Annotated in this window: 13 protein-coding genes; 3 read left to right on the forward strand and 10 right to left on the reverse strand. The window is 35.4% G+C overall.

Going from position 1 to position 14,746, the window contains the following annotated elements; translation table 11 throughout:
• Positions 1-173 precede the first annotated feature (173 nt).
• The 6 genes from AABL81_RS07865 to AABL81_RS07890 all read right to left on the reverse strand — a co-directional run bounded on the left by AABL81_RS07865 (position 174) and on the right by AABL81_RS07890 (position 6,582).
• Positions 174-635: a hypothetical protein gene (locus AABL81_RS07865; protein ID WP_341340752.1), complete on the reverse strand. Its 462-nt coding sequence runs from the start codon at positions 633-635 to the stop codon at positions 174-176.
• 36 nt (positions 636-671) lie between these two features.
• On the reverse strand, positions 672-1,490 hold the full coding sequence (locus tag AABL81_RS07870) for a 5'-nucleotidase, lipoprotein e(P4) family (protein ID WP_158210526.1): 819 nt from the start codon (positions 1,488-1,490) through the stop codon (positions 672-674).
• A 221-nt stretch (positions 1,491-1,711) separates the two neighbouring features.
• Positions 1,712-2,647 carry a cysteine synthase A gene (gene cysK / locus AABL81_RS07875; RefSeq protein ID WP_158210527.1) on the reverse strand — a complete coding sequence of 312 codons (936 nt, stop codon included), beginning with the start codon at positions 2,645-2,647 and terminating at the stop codon, positions 1,712-1,714.
• Positions 2,648-2,670: 23 nt separating this feature from the next.
• The gene (locus AABL81_RS07880; protein WP_158210528.1) at positions 2,671-3,495 is read right to left on the reverse strand and encodes a serine O-acetyltransferase; all 825 of its coding nucleotides are present in this window, start codon (positions 3,493-3,495) and stop codon (positions 2,671-2,673) included.
• 592 nt (positions 3,496-4,087) lie between these two features.
• Complete coding sequence (locus AABL81_RS07885) at positions 4,088-5,902, reverse strand: chloride channel protein (RefSeq protein WP_341340753.1); 1,815 nt, start codon at positions 5,900-5,902, stop codon at positions 4,088-4,090.
• Positions 5,903-5,982: 80 nt separating this feature from the next.
• Positions 5,983-6,582 (reverse strand): acyl carrier protein phosphodiesterase, encoded by a 600-nt coding sequence (locus tag AABL81_RS07890; RefSeq protein ID WP_341340754.1) that lies wholly within the window; start codon positions 6,580-6,582, stop codon positions 5,983-5,985.
• A gap of 98 nt (positions 6,583-6,680) precedes the next feature.
• Between AABL81_RS07890 and glmM the strand changes: the two genes are divergently transcribed.
• On the forward strand, positions 6,681-8,069 hold the full coding sequence (glmM, locus tag AABL81_RS07895) for a phosphoglucosamine mutase (protein WP_341340755.1): 1,389 nt from the start codon (positions 6,681-6,683) through the stop codon (positions 8,067-8,069).
• A 244-nt stretch (positions 8,070-8,313) separates the two neighbouring features.
• Here glmM and AABL81_RS07900 read toward each other — a convergent pair whose 3' ends face one another.
• Positions 8,314-8,994, reverse strand: coding sequence for a TIGR02117 family protein (locus tag AABL81_RS07900; RefSeq protein WP_341340756.1), 681 nt, complete (start codon positions 8,992-8,994; stop codon positions 8,314-8,316).
• 75 nt (positions 8,995-9,069) lie between these two features.
• On the reverse strand, positions 9,070-9,969 hold the full coding sequence (locus tag AABL81_RS07905) for a lysophospholipid acyltransferase family protein (protein ID WP_341340757.1): 900 nt from the start codon (positions 9,967-9,969) through the stop codon (positions 9,070-9,072).
• Between the two features lie 99 nt (positions 9,970-10,068).
• Here AABL81_RS07905 and AABL81_RS07910 point away from each other — a divergent pair, with 99 nt between their 5' ends.
• Together AABL81_RS07910 and AABL81_RS07915 are read left to right on the forward strand one after the other, a co-directional pair.
• A complete protein-coding gene (locus tag AABL81_RS07910) occupies positions 10,069-10,719 on the forward strand; it encodes a rhomboid family intramembrane serine protease (protein WP_158210534.1) in 651 nt (216 codons plus the stop codon).
• A gap of 18 nt (positions 10,720-10,737) precedes the next feature.
• Complete coding sequence (locus AABL81_RS07915; protein WP_341340758.1) at positions 10,738-11,499, forward strand: SIMPL domain-containing protein; 762 nt, start codon at positions 10,738-10,740, stop codon at positions 11,497-11,499.
• Positions 11,500-11,563: 64 nt separating this feature from the next.
• Here AABL81_RS07915 and AABL81_RS07920 read toward each other — a convergent pair whose 3' ends face one another.
• Complete coding sequence (locus tag AABL81_RS07920) at positions 11,564-13,255, reverse strand: acyl-CoA synthetase (protein WP_158210535.1); 1,692 nt, start codon at positions 13,253-13,255, stop codon at positions 11,564-11,566.
• A 518-nt stretch (positions 13,256-13,773) separates the two neighbouring features.
• Positions 13,774-14,742 carry an aminodeoxychorismate synthase component I gene (locus AABL81_RS07925; RefSeq protein ID WP_341340759.1) on the reverse strand — a complete coding sequence of 323 codons (969 nt, stop codon included), beginning with the start codon at positions 14,740-14,742 and terminating at the stop codon, positions 13,774-13,776.
• Between the last annotated feature and the right edge of the window lie 4 nt (positions 14,743-14,746).

Below are 14,746 nucleotides of genomic sequence, written 5' to 3' on the forward strand. Positions count from 1 at the left end.
CAATTGAAGAAGAGAAGTTGGCTTATTTGTGTATTTAGAGCAACTGATTGGTTTTATTTATCAGTTAGTGGAAATGGTTTGCCTGTCAATTGTAAATGGCAGAGTGAAGCATAAAAAAAGCCCTATAATTAGATTATAGGGCTTATATGTATTTATAGTAATATTATTAATTACTATTTATTTTCAGGAACAAAAACAGGTTTAACTCTTGAATATGAAACAATCATTGGAGCTTTTCCTTCTTTTGCAGTAAAGTTATATTGTAATTTTAACTCCTTGTCATTACCTGTAATTATTGTACGAGGGTTATCTTTATACTTTTCAAAAGTCATTAATTTTCCATCAATAGTACCAGTTGTTTGAGTTTCTTTACCCTCTATAATTTTATGTTCAAAAAGAGTAACTTTGTTTTCTTTAATAACAATTTTATCAGTTTCAGAAACAGCATCAGTTCCTCTTAATTCCATAAAACTTCTACTAAAATTATCACCATTGAAACTGTAAATAACTTGATCAGCATACCAAGTTCCTTCCATATTTCCTTCAGGTCTAATTTTATTATTATCATCACTATTACAAGAAGCAGTTCCGATTACTAAAGCGAAGATAGAGCAAATAGCTACTAATTTTTTCATGTTTAAAAAGTGTTTATTAGTTATAATTGTGTTTTATTAAAATCCTTTTACGCTATTGTTATAGATTTCGTCTTTTTGCTCTTTAGTCAAATCTTTGCGGTATTGGAATAAAGCAGCTTCCCAATCACCATAACCAGTGTTTGGAAGAACGATGAACTTTTTACCAAATAACTCTTGGTTAGACTTTACGTTTTGAGAGCGTTCTTCTTGTGTTTTTTTGTCAAAAGCAGTTGAGAAATCAGAAAGGTTATCTCCTAAAAGCATTACGATTTCGTGAGTTTCGCTTAATTTTTGACGTCTTGTTTCTTTGCTTGACTCAGCAGTTCTCACAATTACGTGAGCATCATCAGCATAAGGGTAGTTATATTTAACCAAGTTTTTCATAGTACCTGGTTTGTCATTTTGGTTTCTGTTTGTGATGTAGAAAACTTCAACACCTTTAGAAGCAGCATAGTTAAAGAACTCTTGGCTACCTAACAATGGAATAGCATCTCCTTTTTTAGTCCACTCAGTCCAAGAAGCTTGGTCATAAGATTTACCTTCTCTTGCCATTTGTACAGCATAAGGAGAGTTATCTAAGAAAGTTTCGTCGATATCAGTTACAATTGCAATTGGTTTGCTGTGTTTTTCTTCTAAAATACGGTCTAACTGTAAAGTAGCGATATTGAAAGCTTGTGCGCATAAAGCTTGGTATTCAGCTGCATTTTGTTGAAAAACAGCAGAATAAAGTTTTCCGTTTACTTCAATATTGTTTAATGCGTTTGCTGATGTAGAAACTGTACCTTGTGGTACCGATTTACAAGCAGTTAAAGCTGTAAAAGCAAGTCCTGCAATAAGAAAAGATCTTCTAAGCATGTCTTTATAAAATTTTCTGTTATGAAAAGCAAAAGTACGATTTAAATTGATAATAGTTCAATTTGTAAATGCAAATAAAGCGTTAAGCCTTTAGTGAAGGGGTATGAGCGAATTTTTATGAGTAAAATGTGATGAATTGAAGAGGGGGATAGTAATGAGTGAAGCATACATATTTGTAAAAACAAAAAAGCTACCTAATCACTTAGGTAGCTTTATCTATATTATTTTATTTCAGCAGCTTTTTCGTCAAACAAGTCGCTAACTGACCAGTATCTTTCACCCGTGTCATAGTTAAACGTTAGAACCGTAGCTCCCGGTTTCATATTCGGTAATTCCTTAGCAATAGCCGCTAATGAAGTCCCTGTAGAAATACCCGCTAAGATTCCCTCTTCACTTGCAATTCTGTTTGTGTATTGGTAAGCTTCATTTTTCTCTATTGTGATGATTCCGTCAAAAAGAGCAGTGTTTACCACTTTCGGAATAAAACCAGCACCAATACCTTGTAACGGGTGAGGACCAGGTTTACCACCACTTAAAACAGGAGAGTTTAGAGGTTCTACTGCAAATACCTTTAAGTTAGGGAATTTCTCTTTTAACACTTCAGCAACCCCTGTAATATGTCCACCTGTACCTACACCAGTGATTAAATAGTCAAGTCCTTCTGGGAAGTCGTTGATAATTTCTTGTGCCGTAGTTCTTTTGTGAACTTCAGGGTTAGACATATTATTAAACTGTTGAGGTACCCAAGCGTTGTCCATCTCCTCAGCCATTTCAGTAGCTTTAGATACAGCACCAGCTGTTCCTAATTCTTTAGGTGTAAGAACAAACTTAGCTCCATAAGCAGCCATTAGCTTTCTACGTTCAATACTCATTGACTCTGGCATAACCAAGATTAATTTGTATCCTTTAACCGCACAAACCATAGCAAGACCAACACCTGTATTACCAGAAGTAGGTTCAATAATAACTGTATCTTTATTGATAATTCCTTTTGCTTCAGCATCTTCAATCATAGCTAATGCAATACGATCTTTTAAGCTTCCTCCAGGATTCTGTTTTTCTAATTTAATCCAAACATTAATGTCTTTAGGGAATAGCTTATTAATTTTGATGTGAGGCGTGTTCCCAATAGCTTCTAATACATTGTTTACTTTCATTTTTTCATTAATTTAATTAATAGTTATATTACAAAGTTGATTGGTTCGGGGTAATCTTGATCTTTAGAGTAACTTTTACTCTTACTATATATAACTGAATGTGGTTTTACACTTTTTGTCAACCAAACATTACCACCAATTACGGTGTCGTGTCCGATTACAGTATCTCCTCCAAGAATTGTAGCTCCAGAGTAGATAATAACATTATCCTCTAAATGAGGATGTCTTCTTGTATTTGCTTTGTCTTTTGACACAGAAATAGCACCTAAAGTAACACCTTGGTAGATTTTTACGTTAGTACCAATCACACAAGTTTCACCAATTACAATACCTGTTCCGTGGTCAATACAGAAGCTTGCACCAATCGTAGCAGCAGGGTGAATATCAATTCCTGTTTTACTATGCGCGTGCTCTGTCCAAATACGTGGAAGTAATTTCACTTTTTGCTTCTGAAGCTGGTTTGCAAATCTATAAATAGCAATTGCATAGAAGCCAGGATAAGCAATATAAACCTCTTGCAAACAAGTAGCAGCAGGGTCATTTTCCAAAATAGCCTTAGCGTCAGACTGTAAAGTAAAGAATATTTCTGGCAATGCTTCAAAGAAGTCATCAGCAATTCTCTCTGACTTCTCAACATCGTTGTTGATGTTAAAAAGAATAGAGATAAGTTCAATCTTTAAAGTTGACAACCTAATATTTAAAGCTTCTTCAGATAAATATTTCTTGTCTTCCAATTGAAAAAGGAAGTGAAATAGAATATCTGTATATTTTTCAATTCTACGTTTGTCTAAAAAAGACTGAGAGCTTTCATTTTGTTTCAGTAACTCTTTAACGAATTTATTGTGCATTTACTTTTGTTGTTTTTATTATCATATAGCTATTCTTTAAAAAATATTTACAAAAAGCTGAAAGAGAAAGTAATACTGTTATCCATAAAAATAAACAATAAGGCTATTTAGTTGATAGTATTAGGATTGCAATTACAAGTTGTAAAAATCATAACGCTTAGTTTTAAAATCAGTAAGCTTGAATGAGCGCATTTTTTAGAGACTGCTTCTGTAAAAGTAATAATTGTAAGTGAAAGGTTGTTCTATATTTAACAAATAATTGCTTGAGATATAGTTTTTTTGGAAGGTTTTAAGAAAAAAAGGAGGCACATACCTCAGTATCTAAAAAGGATACATTATGTTAAAAGGAACTGTTGTATATTTTATAGGTAGTTTAAAGGCCTATATTTGTACAAGAATTACGAAGGCAAAGTAGTTCAACACAATTATGTTATTTGTTTTCTGAAATAGATTTTTTATTTTAATTTCTTTTGAGCTGGCTACTTATAAGGGATTGGTTTTGTTGTTTTGTTGTTCTATTTCATTAAGTAAGAAACTAAAAAAGACATAATTTACATTAAAAAAAGGCTCCTATTTAGGAGCCTTTTTTATTTTAATCAATCAGTAATGACTTTAGATTTTTACGATAAGCCTCCAATAAGTCAGACTTAATAATATACCCAACATACTTCTTATGGTATTGAACTAATACAAAATCAAGGTTATTAGTTTCAAATATTTGCATTATAATTTTAGTTGAATCGTTATAAGACACTGTAATCGGGCTTTCAATCAAATCTTTTAACGGAGTAAACTTCGTGTGGAAGTTGCTAAATATAATTCCTCTAACGTGGTTTAAATTGATAATTCCCAGTATTTTTTCGTCATCATCTAATACCGGAATAAATGTTTGATCCGTATTTGAAAACAAGTTAACCACATCAGCTGTGGTATTGTTTAATGTAATCGTTTTTATCTCTTTTTTAATGTAATCTTGCGCCACAATAGTAGATAAGATATTCGAATCCTTGTCTGATGTAAACACCATTCCAGAATTAGCAATCGACTTAATATCCATTGAGTATTTCTCCATTTGCTTAGAAATAGCAAAGCTTATTGACGATACGATTAATAGGGGAACCATTAATCCGTACCCTCCCGTAATTTCAGCAATTAAGAAAATACCTGTTAACGGAGCGTGGAATAGTCCACTAATAACTCCCGCCATACCTACTACGGTAAAGTTTTGCACTGGTATTTCTTTCAGTCCTACGATTTGTAACATCTTAGACAAAGCGAACCCTAAGTAAGACCCTACAAATAGAGAAGGAGCAAAGTTACCTCCATTACCACCACTACCCATTGTTAAACCAGCGGCAAAGGTTTTCACTAAAGCTGCTCCTAATACAAAAAGTACCAATACCCATTGGTTAGATGAGAATTTAGCTAACAATGTATTGTTTAATATATCTTGAGGCGACTCACTTGTCAAGATTTTAATGCTCTCATATCCCTCTCCAAATAGCGTAGGGAATAAGAAGATTAAAACAGCTAAAAGCGAGGCTCCTAAAAGTGCTTTCTTGTATATACTACCAGCAAAACTTGAAATGAAGTGTTCTGTTTTTCTAAACATTCTCGCGTGATACACACAAAAAAGACCAGATAAGATTCCCAACAACACATAGTACGCCGTATTACCAGTGTCAAACATCAATTGGTGTTTAAACGATAATAAGATGTCTTCTTTAATGATTAGGTTAGAAACAATCGTACCCGTTGCAGCTGAAATCATAATTGGAATAAAAGCCGAAACAGAAATATCTACCAAGATGATTTCAATAGCAAACAATACCCCAGCAATAGGTGCATTGAAGGCAGCAGAAACCCCTGCGGCAACCCCACACCCTAATAAGAGTATTCTATCTTTATAATTTAGCTTGTAGTTTTGAGCATAATTAGAACCAAATGCCGCACCAGTAATCGCAATAGGCGACTCCAATCCCAGTGAACCTCCCATACCAACGGTAAGTGAACTGGTAATAATCTGTGAGTACATTTGTTTGCGGGGCATAATTCCCGACTTCTTAGCTACCGCAATCATAATCTGATAAGTCCCTTTTTCAATCGAACCATTCAAGAATTTATTGACGATAAAAACCGTTAGCAAGATACCGATGATAGGCAAGATACTGTTGGTGTACGGTAGGTGAGATAAACTATCAATATAAGAAGCGAAGCGAAAAACAGAGTGGGCAAAATACTTAAGTATAATAACCGCAATTGCTGAAGATGCTCCTACTAACACACAGGAAAGGTATAAAAATTGCCTGTTGTTTAAGATAGACTTTAGGAAGAATAATATTCCCTCTGAATATTTAAAAACTTGGTTAGCGTAATACTTTATTTTTGGTAGATTAATAATTTTCATAGTGCAAAAATAGTGTAAAAGACAACTTTTGTAAAGTACAAATTGAAATAACTTTTATAAAAAAAGCAGTGTTTGCTGATCTATTTCAATAAAAAGCGATCTGTTTTTTCAAACGATACTAAATGCTCTTGTAAGGCTGTCATAAATGACAAAAAGTGTTCTTCTAATATAGTGTAATGTAATAGCAATTCTTCTGTTGCAAACTGCATCTTAGAAACGTTTTTTGTTCGTCGATCCATTTGCGTTAATATGTATTTTAATCCTTCGATACTACTGTATTTTACCAACCAATTTTCATCTACCATAATATGTAAAAACTTCTGTACTCGCTCAGGAAGCACCTCAAAGTTGTCTTGTAGCGACTTGTAAAAAGTAGCAGCATATTCAGGCAGTGGTATTGCAGAGAATAGGTGCCAGTTTTTAGCTAAAAAATGGTCGTAATACATATCTACAATAACAGCGGCGTAATGGTTATATCGCGGAACTAATAGTTTTTTACTCGCTCGCCAAATAGGATGTGCATCTGTATAGGTGTCTATTTCTCGATGCAGTATAATTCCCTGTTGAATGCGAGTAGGGTAATCCAAATAATTCTTACCACGCACACTATCTGCAACAAAGTTTCCAATTTTTAAAAACTCGTCTTCTCCCGATAGATAAATGTGTGCTAAGAAATTCATAATTACAATTTGCCTATAAAAATACGGCATTTTACCATTTATAACTTATAATGCGAAACAATATTATCTATCTTTGCGAGTATAATAAAATTTTAGTTATGACATTGATTAAATCTATCTCAGGAATACGAGGGACTATTGGTGGAAAAGTAGGGGATAACTTAACTCCTATTGATGCTGTTAAGTTTGCATCTGCTTATGGTACTTTTTTAAAGAACTCATCAAACAAGGAAGAACTTAAGGTTGTAATCGGTAGAGATGCGCGTATTTCAGGGCCAATGATTCATAATTTAGTTGTCAATACGCTTGTAGGTTTAGGTATTCACGTGATTGACTTAGGTCTATCTACAACACCTACTGTTGAAGTAGCTGTACCAATGGAGAAAGCTGATGGTGGTATTATTTTAACGGCGTCTCACAATCCAAAACAATGGAATGCGTTGAAGTTGTTAAATGCAAAAGGGGAATTCTTAAGCGGAGCTGAAGGACAAACTATTTTAGAGTTAGCAGAAAAAGAAGCTTTTGACTTTGCAGAAGTTGATAATTTAGGAAAAATAGAGTACAAAGACAACTATATGGACTTACATATAGAAGAGGTACTTAACTTAAAATTAGTTGACGTTGAGGCAATCAAAGCACGTAAGTTTAAAGTGGTTGTTGATGCTGTAAACTCGTCAGGAGGAATCATTATTCCTGCGTTATTAAGACGTTTAGGAGTTGAAGTAGTGGAATTATACTGTGAGCCAAACGGACACTTCCCTCACAATCCAGAACCATTAAAAGAACACTTACAAGATATCTGTGAGTTAGTGAAGAAAGAAAAAGCAGACTTCGGTGTTGTTGTTGACCCGGATGTGGATAGACTTGCTTTCATTTCTAACGACGGAGAAATGTTTGGTGAGGAGTACACTTTAGTTGCTGTGGCTGATTACGTATTAAGTAAAACACCAGGTAATACAGTGTCTAACTTATCATCTTCTCGTGCATTGCGCGATATTACAAATAAACACAACGGAGAGTACAACGCATCTGCAGTTGGAGAAGTAAACGTTGTTGAGTTGATGAAAGCGACTAACGCTATCATTGGTGGTGAAGGTAATGGTGGTATCATCTATCCAGAGATTCACTACGGTCGTGATTCTATTGTAGGAGTTGCTTTATTCTTAACACATTTATCTAATTTAGATATGACTGTGGCTGAATTAAGAGCGTCTTACCCTCAGTATTATATGAGTAAAAACAAGATTGAACTTACTCCTAAGTTAAATGTTGATATGATTTTAGAGCAAATCGCTGAGAACTACAGTGACCAAGACGTATCTACAATTGACGGAGTTAAGATTGACTTCCCAACTTCTTGGGTACATTTGAGAAAATCAAATACTGAGCCTATTATCCGTATTTATACAGAAGCAGGAACACAAGCAGACGCTGATAGCTTAGCTATTCGTATGATTGAAGAATTAAAAGTTATTGCTGGTATTTAATTACAGCACACTTTTTTAAAATATAAAAGGGAACAAGTAATTGTTCCCTTTTTTTGTAAGTAATATTTGTAATAGTTGATTCAAAATGAAAATAACAAACAATTTTCTTTCATACCAAGTGCCAAAGGTAGATTGTTATGTTTGTTATTCGTTACGGAAAACCATAAAATGCGAATTAAAAAGCGATAATTAACTTATTATTAGGGATTAAGAGGTCGTTTTAGTGGTTTAACTTCTGTTTTTGTCAATACTTCCTAAAGATACCTTCTTGAAAGGGAGTCCATAAACAGGCTTTCATCCCCGCTTTTTTCAATCCTTCATTAGCCCACGAATTACAAGTGTAAACAAAGCTATAACTTCCGTTGGCTACGTAAAAGGCATCGTTTTGTCCGTACACTTTATCTGTCACGATTTGTATAATCTCTCCTTGCTCGTTTCTCTTAAACGATTGTTGGATATAGGCGATAAGCTTTTGATATTGTTCTTTAGAAATAAGTACTTTTTTAAATTCATCATCTTCAATGGCATTTCTCAAAAAAGTGGTGTGCATAGCTGTAGAACCCAATCCAAATGCAGCATTCAATGCAATACCTGGCTTTACGCTTGACCAATCTTCTACATCTAAAAAGAACCCTTTATCTCCCCAACCAATCGCCACGTAATTATAGTTGGTAGCTTGCCCTTTAGTTGCTGAAAACTCAATCTCCTTACTCCAGTCGATGAACTCAGATTGAATAGGAAGCACAAAATCAGTGTGCATACCATTAGTTGATAAATAGATAGTGATATCAGTTGTATCAACGGGGGTTTTATTGACTGTTATACTTGATAACACCCTGGCTAATAGCATATATAGTAGTAGGATACCCACAAGGGTAGCCACAGCGAAGGCAGTAAACTTGATTGTCTTTTGAATAAAAGGCATATACTTATAAATTAAAAAGTGTAATATTAAATCGAAAATAAGATAAATCTTTCGAACTAATACTACACTTTATAACTACTTGATATTTTTAGGTTTCTTTCCTCTGTGTTTCCAACGTTTATGTGTCCAGAAATAGTAGGACGGAGCTTCTCTAATCGACTTTTCAACCTCTTGTAAGAATCGGTTAGACAATTCGTAATTTGGTATCTCTTTTACATTTTCACCTTCAGCACTTAGGGGAACAAAGGTAGCTTGGTAATGCCCTCGTTTGATGTATTCTACTTTTAAGTACATCGGCACCATATCAAACTTTTTGCACAAGGCTTCCCCACCTGTAAACACAGGAACTTCAATGCCCATAAACTCTTGCCAGTAGTTAGCCTGACTCACCATAGGCGATTGGTCACTGATAAAAGCGTATATACCGTGTTTTTTGTTTACTTCATTTTGACGGATAAGGCGAATTGTCTCTTTCATTTCAACTAATGTTGTTCCAAAACGAGCGCGAATACGCTTAATTAGATTGTCAAAATGCGGATTATTGATTTTTTTATAGACAGCATATCCTTTGTATGCAACGAATCTGTCTAAGATAATCATCCATTCCCAATTGGCGTAATGTGCACAAAATAACATAACACTTTTTCCTTGTTTTTCTACTTCGTGAATTGCTTCTACATTGGTAAATTTATAGCGTTTTGCCAGTTCTTTTTCAGATACAGTAAGTGGTTTGATCATCTCTAAGAAGATGTCGCATAAATGTCTAAACGATTCTTTTTCAACCTTTTTCACTTCCTCATCAGACAGCTCTGGCATAGTCATACGAATGTTTTCACGTACGGTCTTTTTTCTGTACCCCACAATGCGGTATAGCAGTACATAAAAACAGTCTGATATAAAGTAAAATACAGGAAAAGGCAGTTTAGAAACAAGCCATAAAAGGGGATATATAAGGATGTAAACGATAAAATTCATAGGTCTTACTTTGGTGCAAAGATACTCGATTCGAATATTCTTACGCAAATATACGTTTGAGTTCGGCTTAATTCTTATTTTTATCAAAATCTTTAAAATATGGATATATCTACAATTGTTCTAATCATTATAGCTTTAAATGGGTTGGTAACGTATAAAGGGTTGAATGACTTTAGTTTTTTCAACAAGTATTGTTTTGACATCAGTCGCATTAACGCTGGGGAAAAACATAGATTCTTTACTTCTGGGTTTTTACACGCCGATTGGATGCACTTTATGTTTAATATGCTTACGCTGTATTTCTTTGCAGATATCATCATATTTACGTCAGGAGTACTTTATTTTGTGCTAATCTACTTGGTGAGTTTAGTGGTTGGAAATGTATTGACATATCAATTCTTTAAAAATCAACCAAACTATAGAGCAGTAGGGGCATCAGGAGCAATTATGGGAGTGTTATATGCGTCTATTTTGTTAAATCCAGATATGAGTTTGTATTTGTTCTTTATCCCAATTCCAATTCCTGCTTACGCTTTTGCGGTAGGATACTTGCTGTATTCAATCTACGGAATGAAGAAAAACAACGATGGAATAGGGCATACAGCACATATAGGAGGGGCTATAGCTGGTTTAGTGTTGATTTTACTGAAATATCCTGTGCTACTTCAAGCAGAGTATAAGTTGATCGCAATATTGTTAATTCCTGTTTTAATTTTAGTGGGGATGTATAAAAACAAAAGGATACGATAGAAAATTTAGAGAATATTTATGATTCCGAAACTCCTATGGCTTTCTAATTTGGATACATTTGTAAACAAGAAAAAGAAAAATAGTATGAGAAATGCAGGAATTATGTTCGCGTCATTATTGATGACAACAACAGCAATTGTGGCACAAAACCACCAAGGAGTAGTTGTTCCACAAGTACAAGTAAACGGAATAGGAAAAGTAAGTGTTACACCAGATAAGGTTAGTATCCGCATTGGTGTTGATAACAAAGCAGACGACGCTAATAGCGCTAAAAAAGCAAATGACGTTGTTATTGCTAAGGTTATCAAATACGCAAAAAGCTTAAAAATAGACGATAAACAAATTCAAACGCAACGCGTTAATTTATACAAGTCAAGAGATTATGAAGAGAAGAAAGACTACTTTCAAGCTTCACAAACATTGACTATTTCTCTTGATGATATCAGCAAATATGAGAAAGTAATGACGGGGTTGATGGATTTGGGAATCAACAGAATTGACGGAGTAGAGTTTACATCTTCAAAAGCTGCAAGCTACGAAACAGAAGCGCGTACGTTAGCCGTAAAAGAGGCAAAACAAAAAGCAACAGATTACGCGAATGCATTAGGACAAAAGGTAGGAAAGGCAATTCTTGTATCAGATGGTACGTCTTACGATGCGCCAATTGTACGTCCGATGTATATGATGAAAAGCGCAAGTGCTGATGAGATGAAAGAAACATTAGCAGTTGGAGAAATTGAAGTTACATCAAATGTATCTATCAGTTTTTCATTAGAATAAGAAGTGATAAATAATTAATACGAAAAAGGGGCTGTCTCATATAGCAAGACAGCCCCTTTTACTTTTATTTTACATAGTCAAATTCCATTGGAACCGCCTGTTTCTTCGCAATGCGTTCTGCTTGTAAAGCACGCAGTTCTACGCGTTTGATTTTTCCACTCACCGTTTTCGGTAATTCAGTAACAAACTCTATTTTGCGTGGCATTTTATAAGGCGCTAAGTTTTGGCGACTAAACGCAAATATCTCTTGTGCCAATTCGTTTGAAGCCGTTGCTGTATCGTTGATAATCACAAAGGCTTTAACCTCGTATCCCTTGACAGGATGTGGACTTGCCACTACTGCTGATTCAATAATAGCCGTGTGTTCAAGAAGTACACTCTCCACTTCAAACGGTCCGATTCGATAGTCTGACGCTTTGATAACATCGTCATCCCTTCCGATAAACCAGATGTAACCATCCTCGTCTTTATAGGCTTTATCACCCGTATAGTACAAGTTGTGGTTAAACACTTGTGCTTGTTTCTCCTTATCGTATAAATACTCTTTAAAAATTCCGTTTAACTGGGTGGTGTTTGTGCGCACACAGATATTTCCTTCTTCGTTTGTCGGTACTTCGCGACCGTCCTCATCCGCAATCACAATATCATATAAGAAAGTAGGTTTTCCCATTGAGCCGTATTTCACTTTAGCGTTAGGGTAATTCGCTACCATACACGTACTTTCGGTCTGTCCAAAACCATCCCTAACTAAAATACCCGTTGCCTCTTTCCACTCCTCAATAATCTCCGGGTTTAGAGGTTCCCCAGCCGCAACGCATTGTCTCAAGCTGAAGTTATACTTTTTCAAATCCTCTTGAATAAAAAAGCGGAGTACCGTTGGAGGTGCACACAAAGTAGTAATCTTATATTTTTCAATTAGCGACAATGTTTTTGCCGCACTAAAGCGCTCTTTGGTGTGAAAAGCAAAGATAGTAGCCCCAACATTCCACGGAGCAAATAAACTACTCCAAGCGAATTTACCCCATCCAGGTTGAGAAATATTATAATGGATATCGTTTTTCGTAACCCCAATCCAAGCCGTTGTTGTTAAATGTCCCAAAGGCTGACTTAATTGGGTGTGACAAACAATTTTAGGCATTCCCGTAGTTCCAGAGGTAAAGAACATAAACAGCGTATCGTCAGGCTTTGTTTTAGCCCCTTCACTTTCTGTCGGTTGCTCATCAATCACAGTAAGCGGATACCAACCCTCGCGCTGTCCGTCAACAATAATTTTAACGGGTACTTTTACGCCAGAAACTCGTTCAGCTTCGTCTATTTTTTCAACGTTATCACTATCGGCAAGAATCACCTTAGGCATAATCTTTTCAAAGCGATATGCCAAGTCTTGTACGCCCAAAATACTTGCGGCAGGCGATAGCGCATATCCCGCTTTAATAGCCGCTAAATGCGTTACCCAGTTAATGCGTTGCAACATCATTTGTGTCAACACCACATCTCCTTGCTGAATACCTTTTGTACGCAAGAAATTAATCAATTGGTTATATCTGTTGTAAAGTGTTTTAAAAGTGTAATGATGCGTAACCTCGCCATCAGTCCACAGCAAAGCCGTTTTGTCTGGCGTTTCTTGTACGTGAATATCCTCATACACCTCCTGTACCCAGTTGAAGTAGTCGGGCTTTTCGATTTTTAGATCGTGCAGGGCATTAAAATCCTGCTCGATGAGAAGCTCACCGATTTTTTTATACAAATCTTTCATTCTTAATTAGTTTTTGGTAAGCGTAATATACACAAAAGTAAGTATAGAATAAAAATTAAATTCCTATGAATGAGTTTGTTATTGATGATATTCTGTAATTTTCTAATAGAATCTCCTGCTTTTTATTGCGTTTATTGAGAATATAGCAAAGTCCATTGCGATAGAAGGGGGTGAAATTGAAGTAATCGTTGTAATATGTTGTTTTTAAGAGATATAACTCAAAAAGTAAAAAAAGGGTAGTGATAGGGGAAGTTGTAGAACAGAAAATAAGGCAACCTAAGATAATGCATATCAATAGAGAGAATTAGAGTAGTTTTAAACGTACCATGTTCGAGACAAGTTCGAGATATGCTCCGGATTACTTAGGAAATAGGGGGTATTTCTCGAAGATGTGTGGTATTTGTGTGGTACTTGTGTGGTACGAGGTACGCATAAAACTCCTGTAAGCCTTGTGTAATAAGGGATTAAGTGTTTTTTGTTTTTTGGAAAAAAGGAGAATTTAGCCCCAGATAAACTTTTTACTTAGGAATATAAATCTTTTGTAGCAGCTCTTCATATTCTTTTCTAACCTCACTTGATGAGGTGATTCCGCCACCACTTTTATACACGTAGTTATCTTGTTGTTTCTCTATAAAGCGAATCATCACAGCGCTGTCAATAGACTTTCCGTCGTATATACCGCAAATACCCGTATAGTAGTTGCGCTCGTATGTTTCAGCCGTTTGTATGATGTTAACCGTACTTTCCTTTGGCGAACCCGTAATAGAACCCGCTGGAAGTAAGCTGTTAAAAATATCGCCAATGCGCTGATGCCAATCACTCGTTAGTTCGCCACTAATTTCAGAGCTCATTTGTAGAATAGCCCCTTTAGAGGTTTCCAAGCGGTCTAAATAACGAAAGCGGTTTACCTTTACTTTCTTAGAAACAATGTTGAGGTCGTTGCGTATTAAGTCAACAATAGTGTAGTGTTCCGCTGTTTCCTTTTCGTCGTTTAACAATTGCTCCGCCGCATTTGGCAAGTCGGCTTTAATCGTTCCCTTCATAGGAAAAGAAAAGATTTTATCAGCTTTAATTTGCACAAATATTTCAGGAGAAAAGCATACAAATTGTTCGTTTACACATAATCTGTATTTTGCTTTCGTACTATAAAATACCTCTTGCAACGTTCCCTTTAGGGCAATTGGAGTCTGAATTGTCAGGTTAGTTAAGTACGAATTACCAATTTGAAGTTGGTGGTGTACATAGTCAAATTGCTCTTTATACGCCTCAAAAGAAAGCGGATTAGCTTCTAATGCCACAGTAGAAGTTGGGGTATTTATATCGGCATTACTAACCCCGTTGAAGTCAAAAAGCACCTCGTTTGCACTGATGTCCTCCAATGGTTTTACCAAGCCGTGATTACCGTCAAAACTCAGGATAAATAGAAAAGGTTTTCTATCAGATCCAAGTGTATTCATTTGTGAGATAATCGTATCTTTGAGCGGCATAATA

Source organism: Myroides sp. C1519 (genome assembly GCF_038039755.1).
GTDB lineage: Bacteria > Bacteroidota > Bacteroidia > Flavobacteriales > Flavobacteriaceae > Flavobacterium > Flavobacterium phaeum_A.

Coding starts and splice junctions, on each gene's coding strand:
- AABL81_RS07905 (WP_341340757.1), bottom strand. CDS start 9,969: ATGAATTTTATCGTTTACATCCTTATATATCCCCTTTTATGGCTTGTT.
- AABL81_RS07900 (WP_341340756.1), bottom strand. CDS start 8,994: ATGCCTTTTATTCAAAAGACAATCAAGTTTACTGCCTTCGCTGTGGCT.
- AABL81_RS07865 (WP_341340752.1), bottom strand. CDS start 635: ATGAAAAAATTAGTAGCTATTTGCTCTATCTTCGCTTTAGTAATCGGA.
- AABL81_RS07925 (WP_341340759.1), bottom strand. CDS start 14,742: ATGCCGCTCAAAGATACGATTATCTCACAAATGAATACACTTGGATCT.
- AABL81_RS07920 (WP_158210535.1), bottom strand. CDS start 13,255: ATGAAAGATTTGTATAAAAAAATCGGTGAGCTTCTCATCGAGCAGGAT.
- AABL81_RS07915 (WP_341340758.1), top strand. CDS start 10,738: ATGATTCCGAAACTCCTATGGCTTTCTAATTTGGATACATTTGTAAAC.
- AABL81_RS07870 (WP_158210526.1), bottom strand. CDS start 1,490: ATGCTTAGAAGATCTTTTCTTATTGCAGGACTTGCTTTTACAGCTTTA.
- AABL81_RS07885 (WP_341340753.1), bottom strand. CDS start 5,902: ATGAAAATTATTAATCTACCAAAAATAAAGTATTACGCTAACCAAGTT.
- AABL81_RS07910 (WP_158210534.1), top strand. CDS start 10,069: ATGGATATATCTACAATTGTTCTAATCATTATAGCTTTAAATGGGTTG.
- AABL81_RS07890 (WP_341340754.1), bottom strand. CDS start 6,582: ATGAATTTCTTAGCACACATTTATCTATCGGGAGAAGACGAGTTTTTA.
- glmM (WP_341340755.1), top strand. CDS start 6,681: ATGACATTGATTAAATCTATCTCAGGAATACGAGGGACTATTGGTGGA.
- AABL81_RS07880 (WP_158210528.1), bottom strand. CDS start 3,495: ATGCACAATAAATTCGTTAAAGAGTTACTGAAACAAAATGAAAGCTCT.
- cysK (WP_158210527.1), bottom strand. CDS start 2,647: ATGAAAGTAAACAATGTATTAGAAGCTATTGGGAACACGCCTCACATC.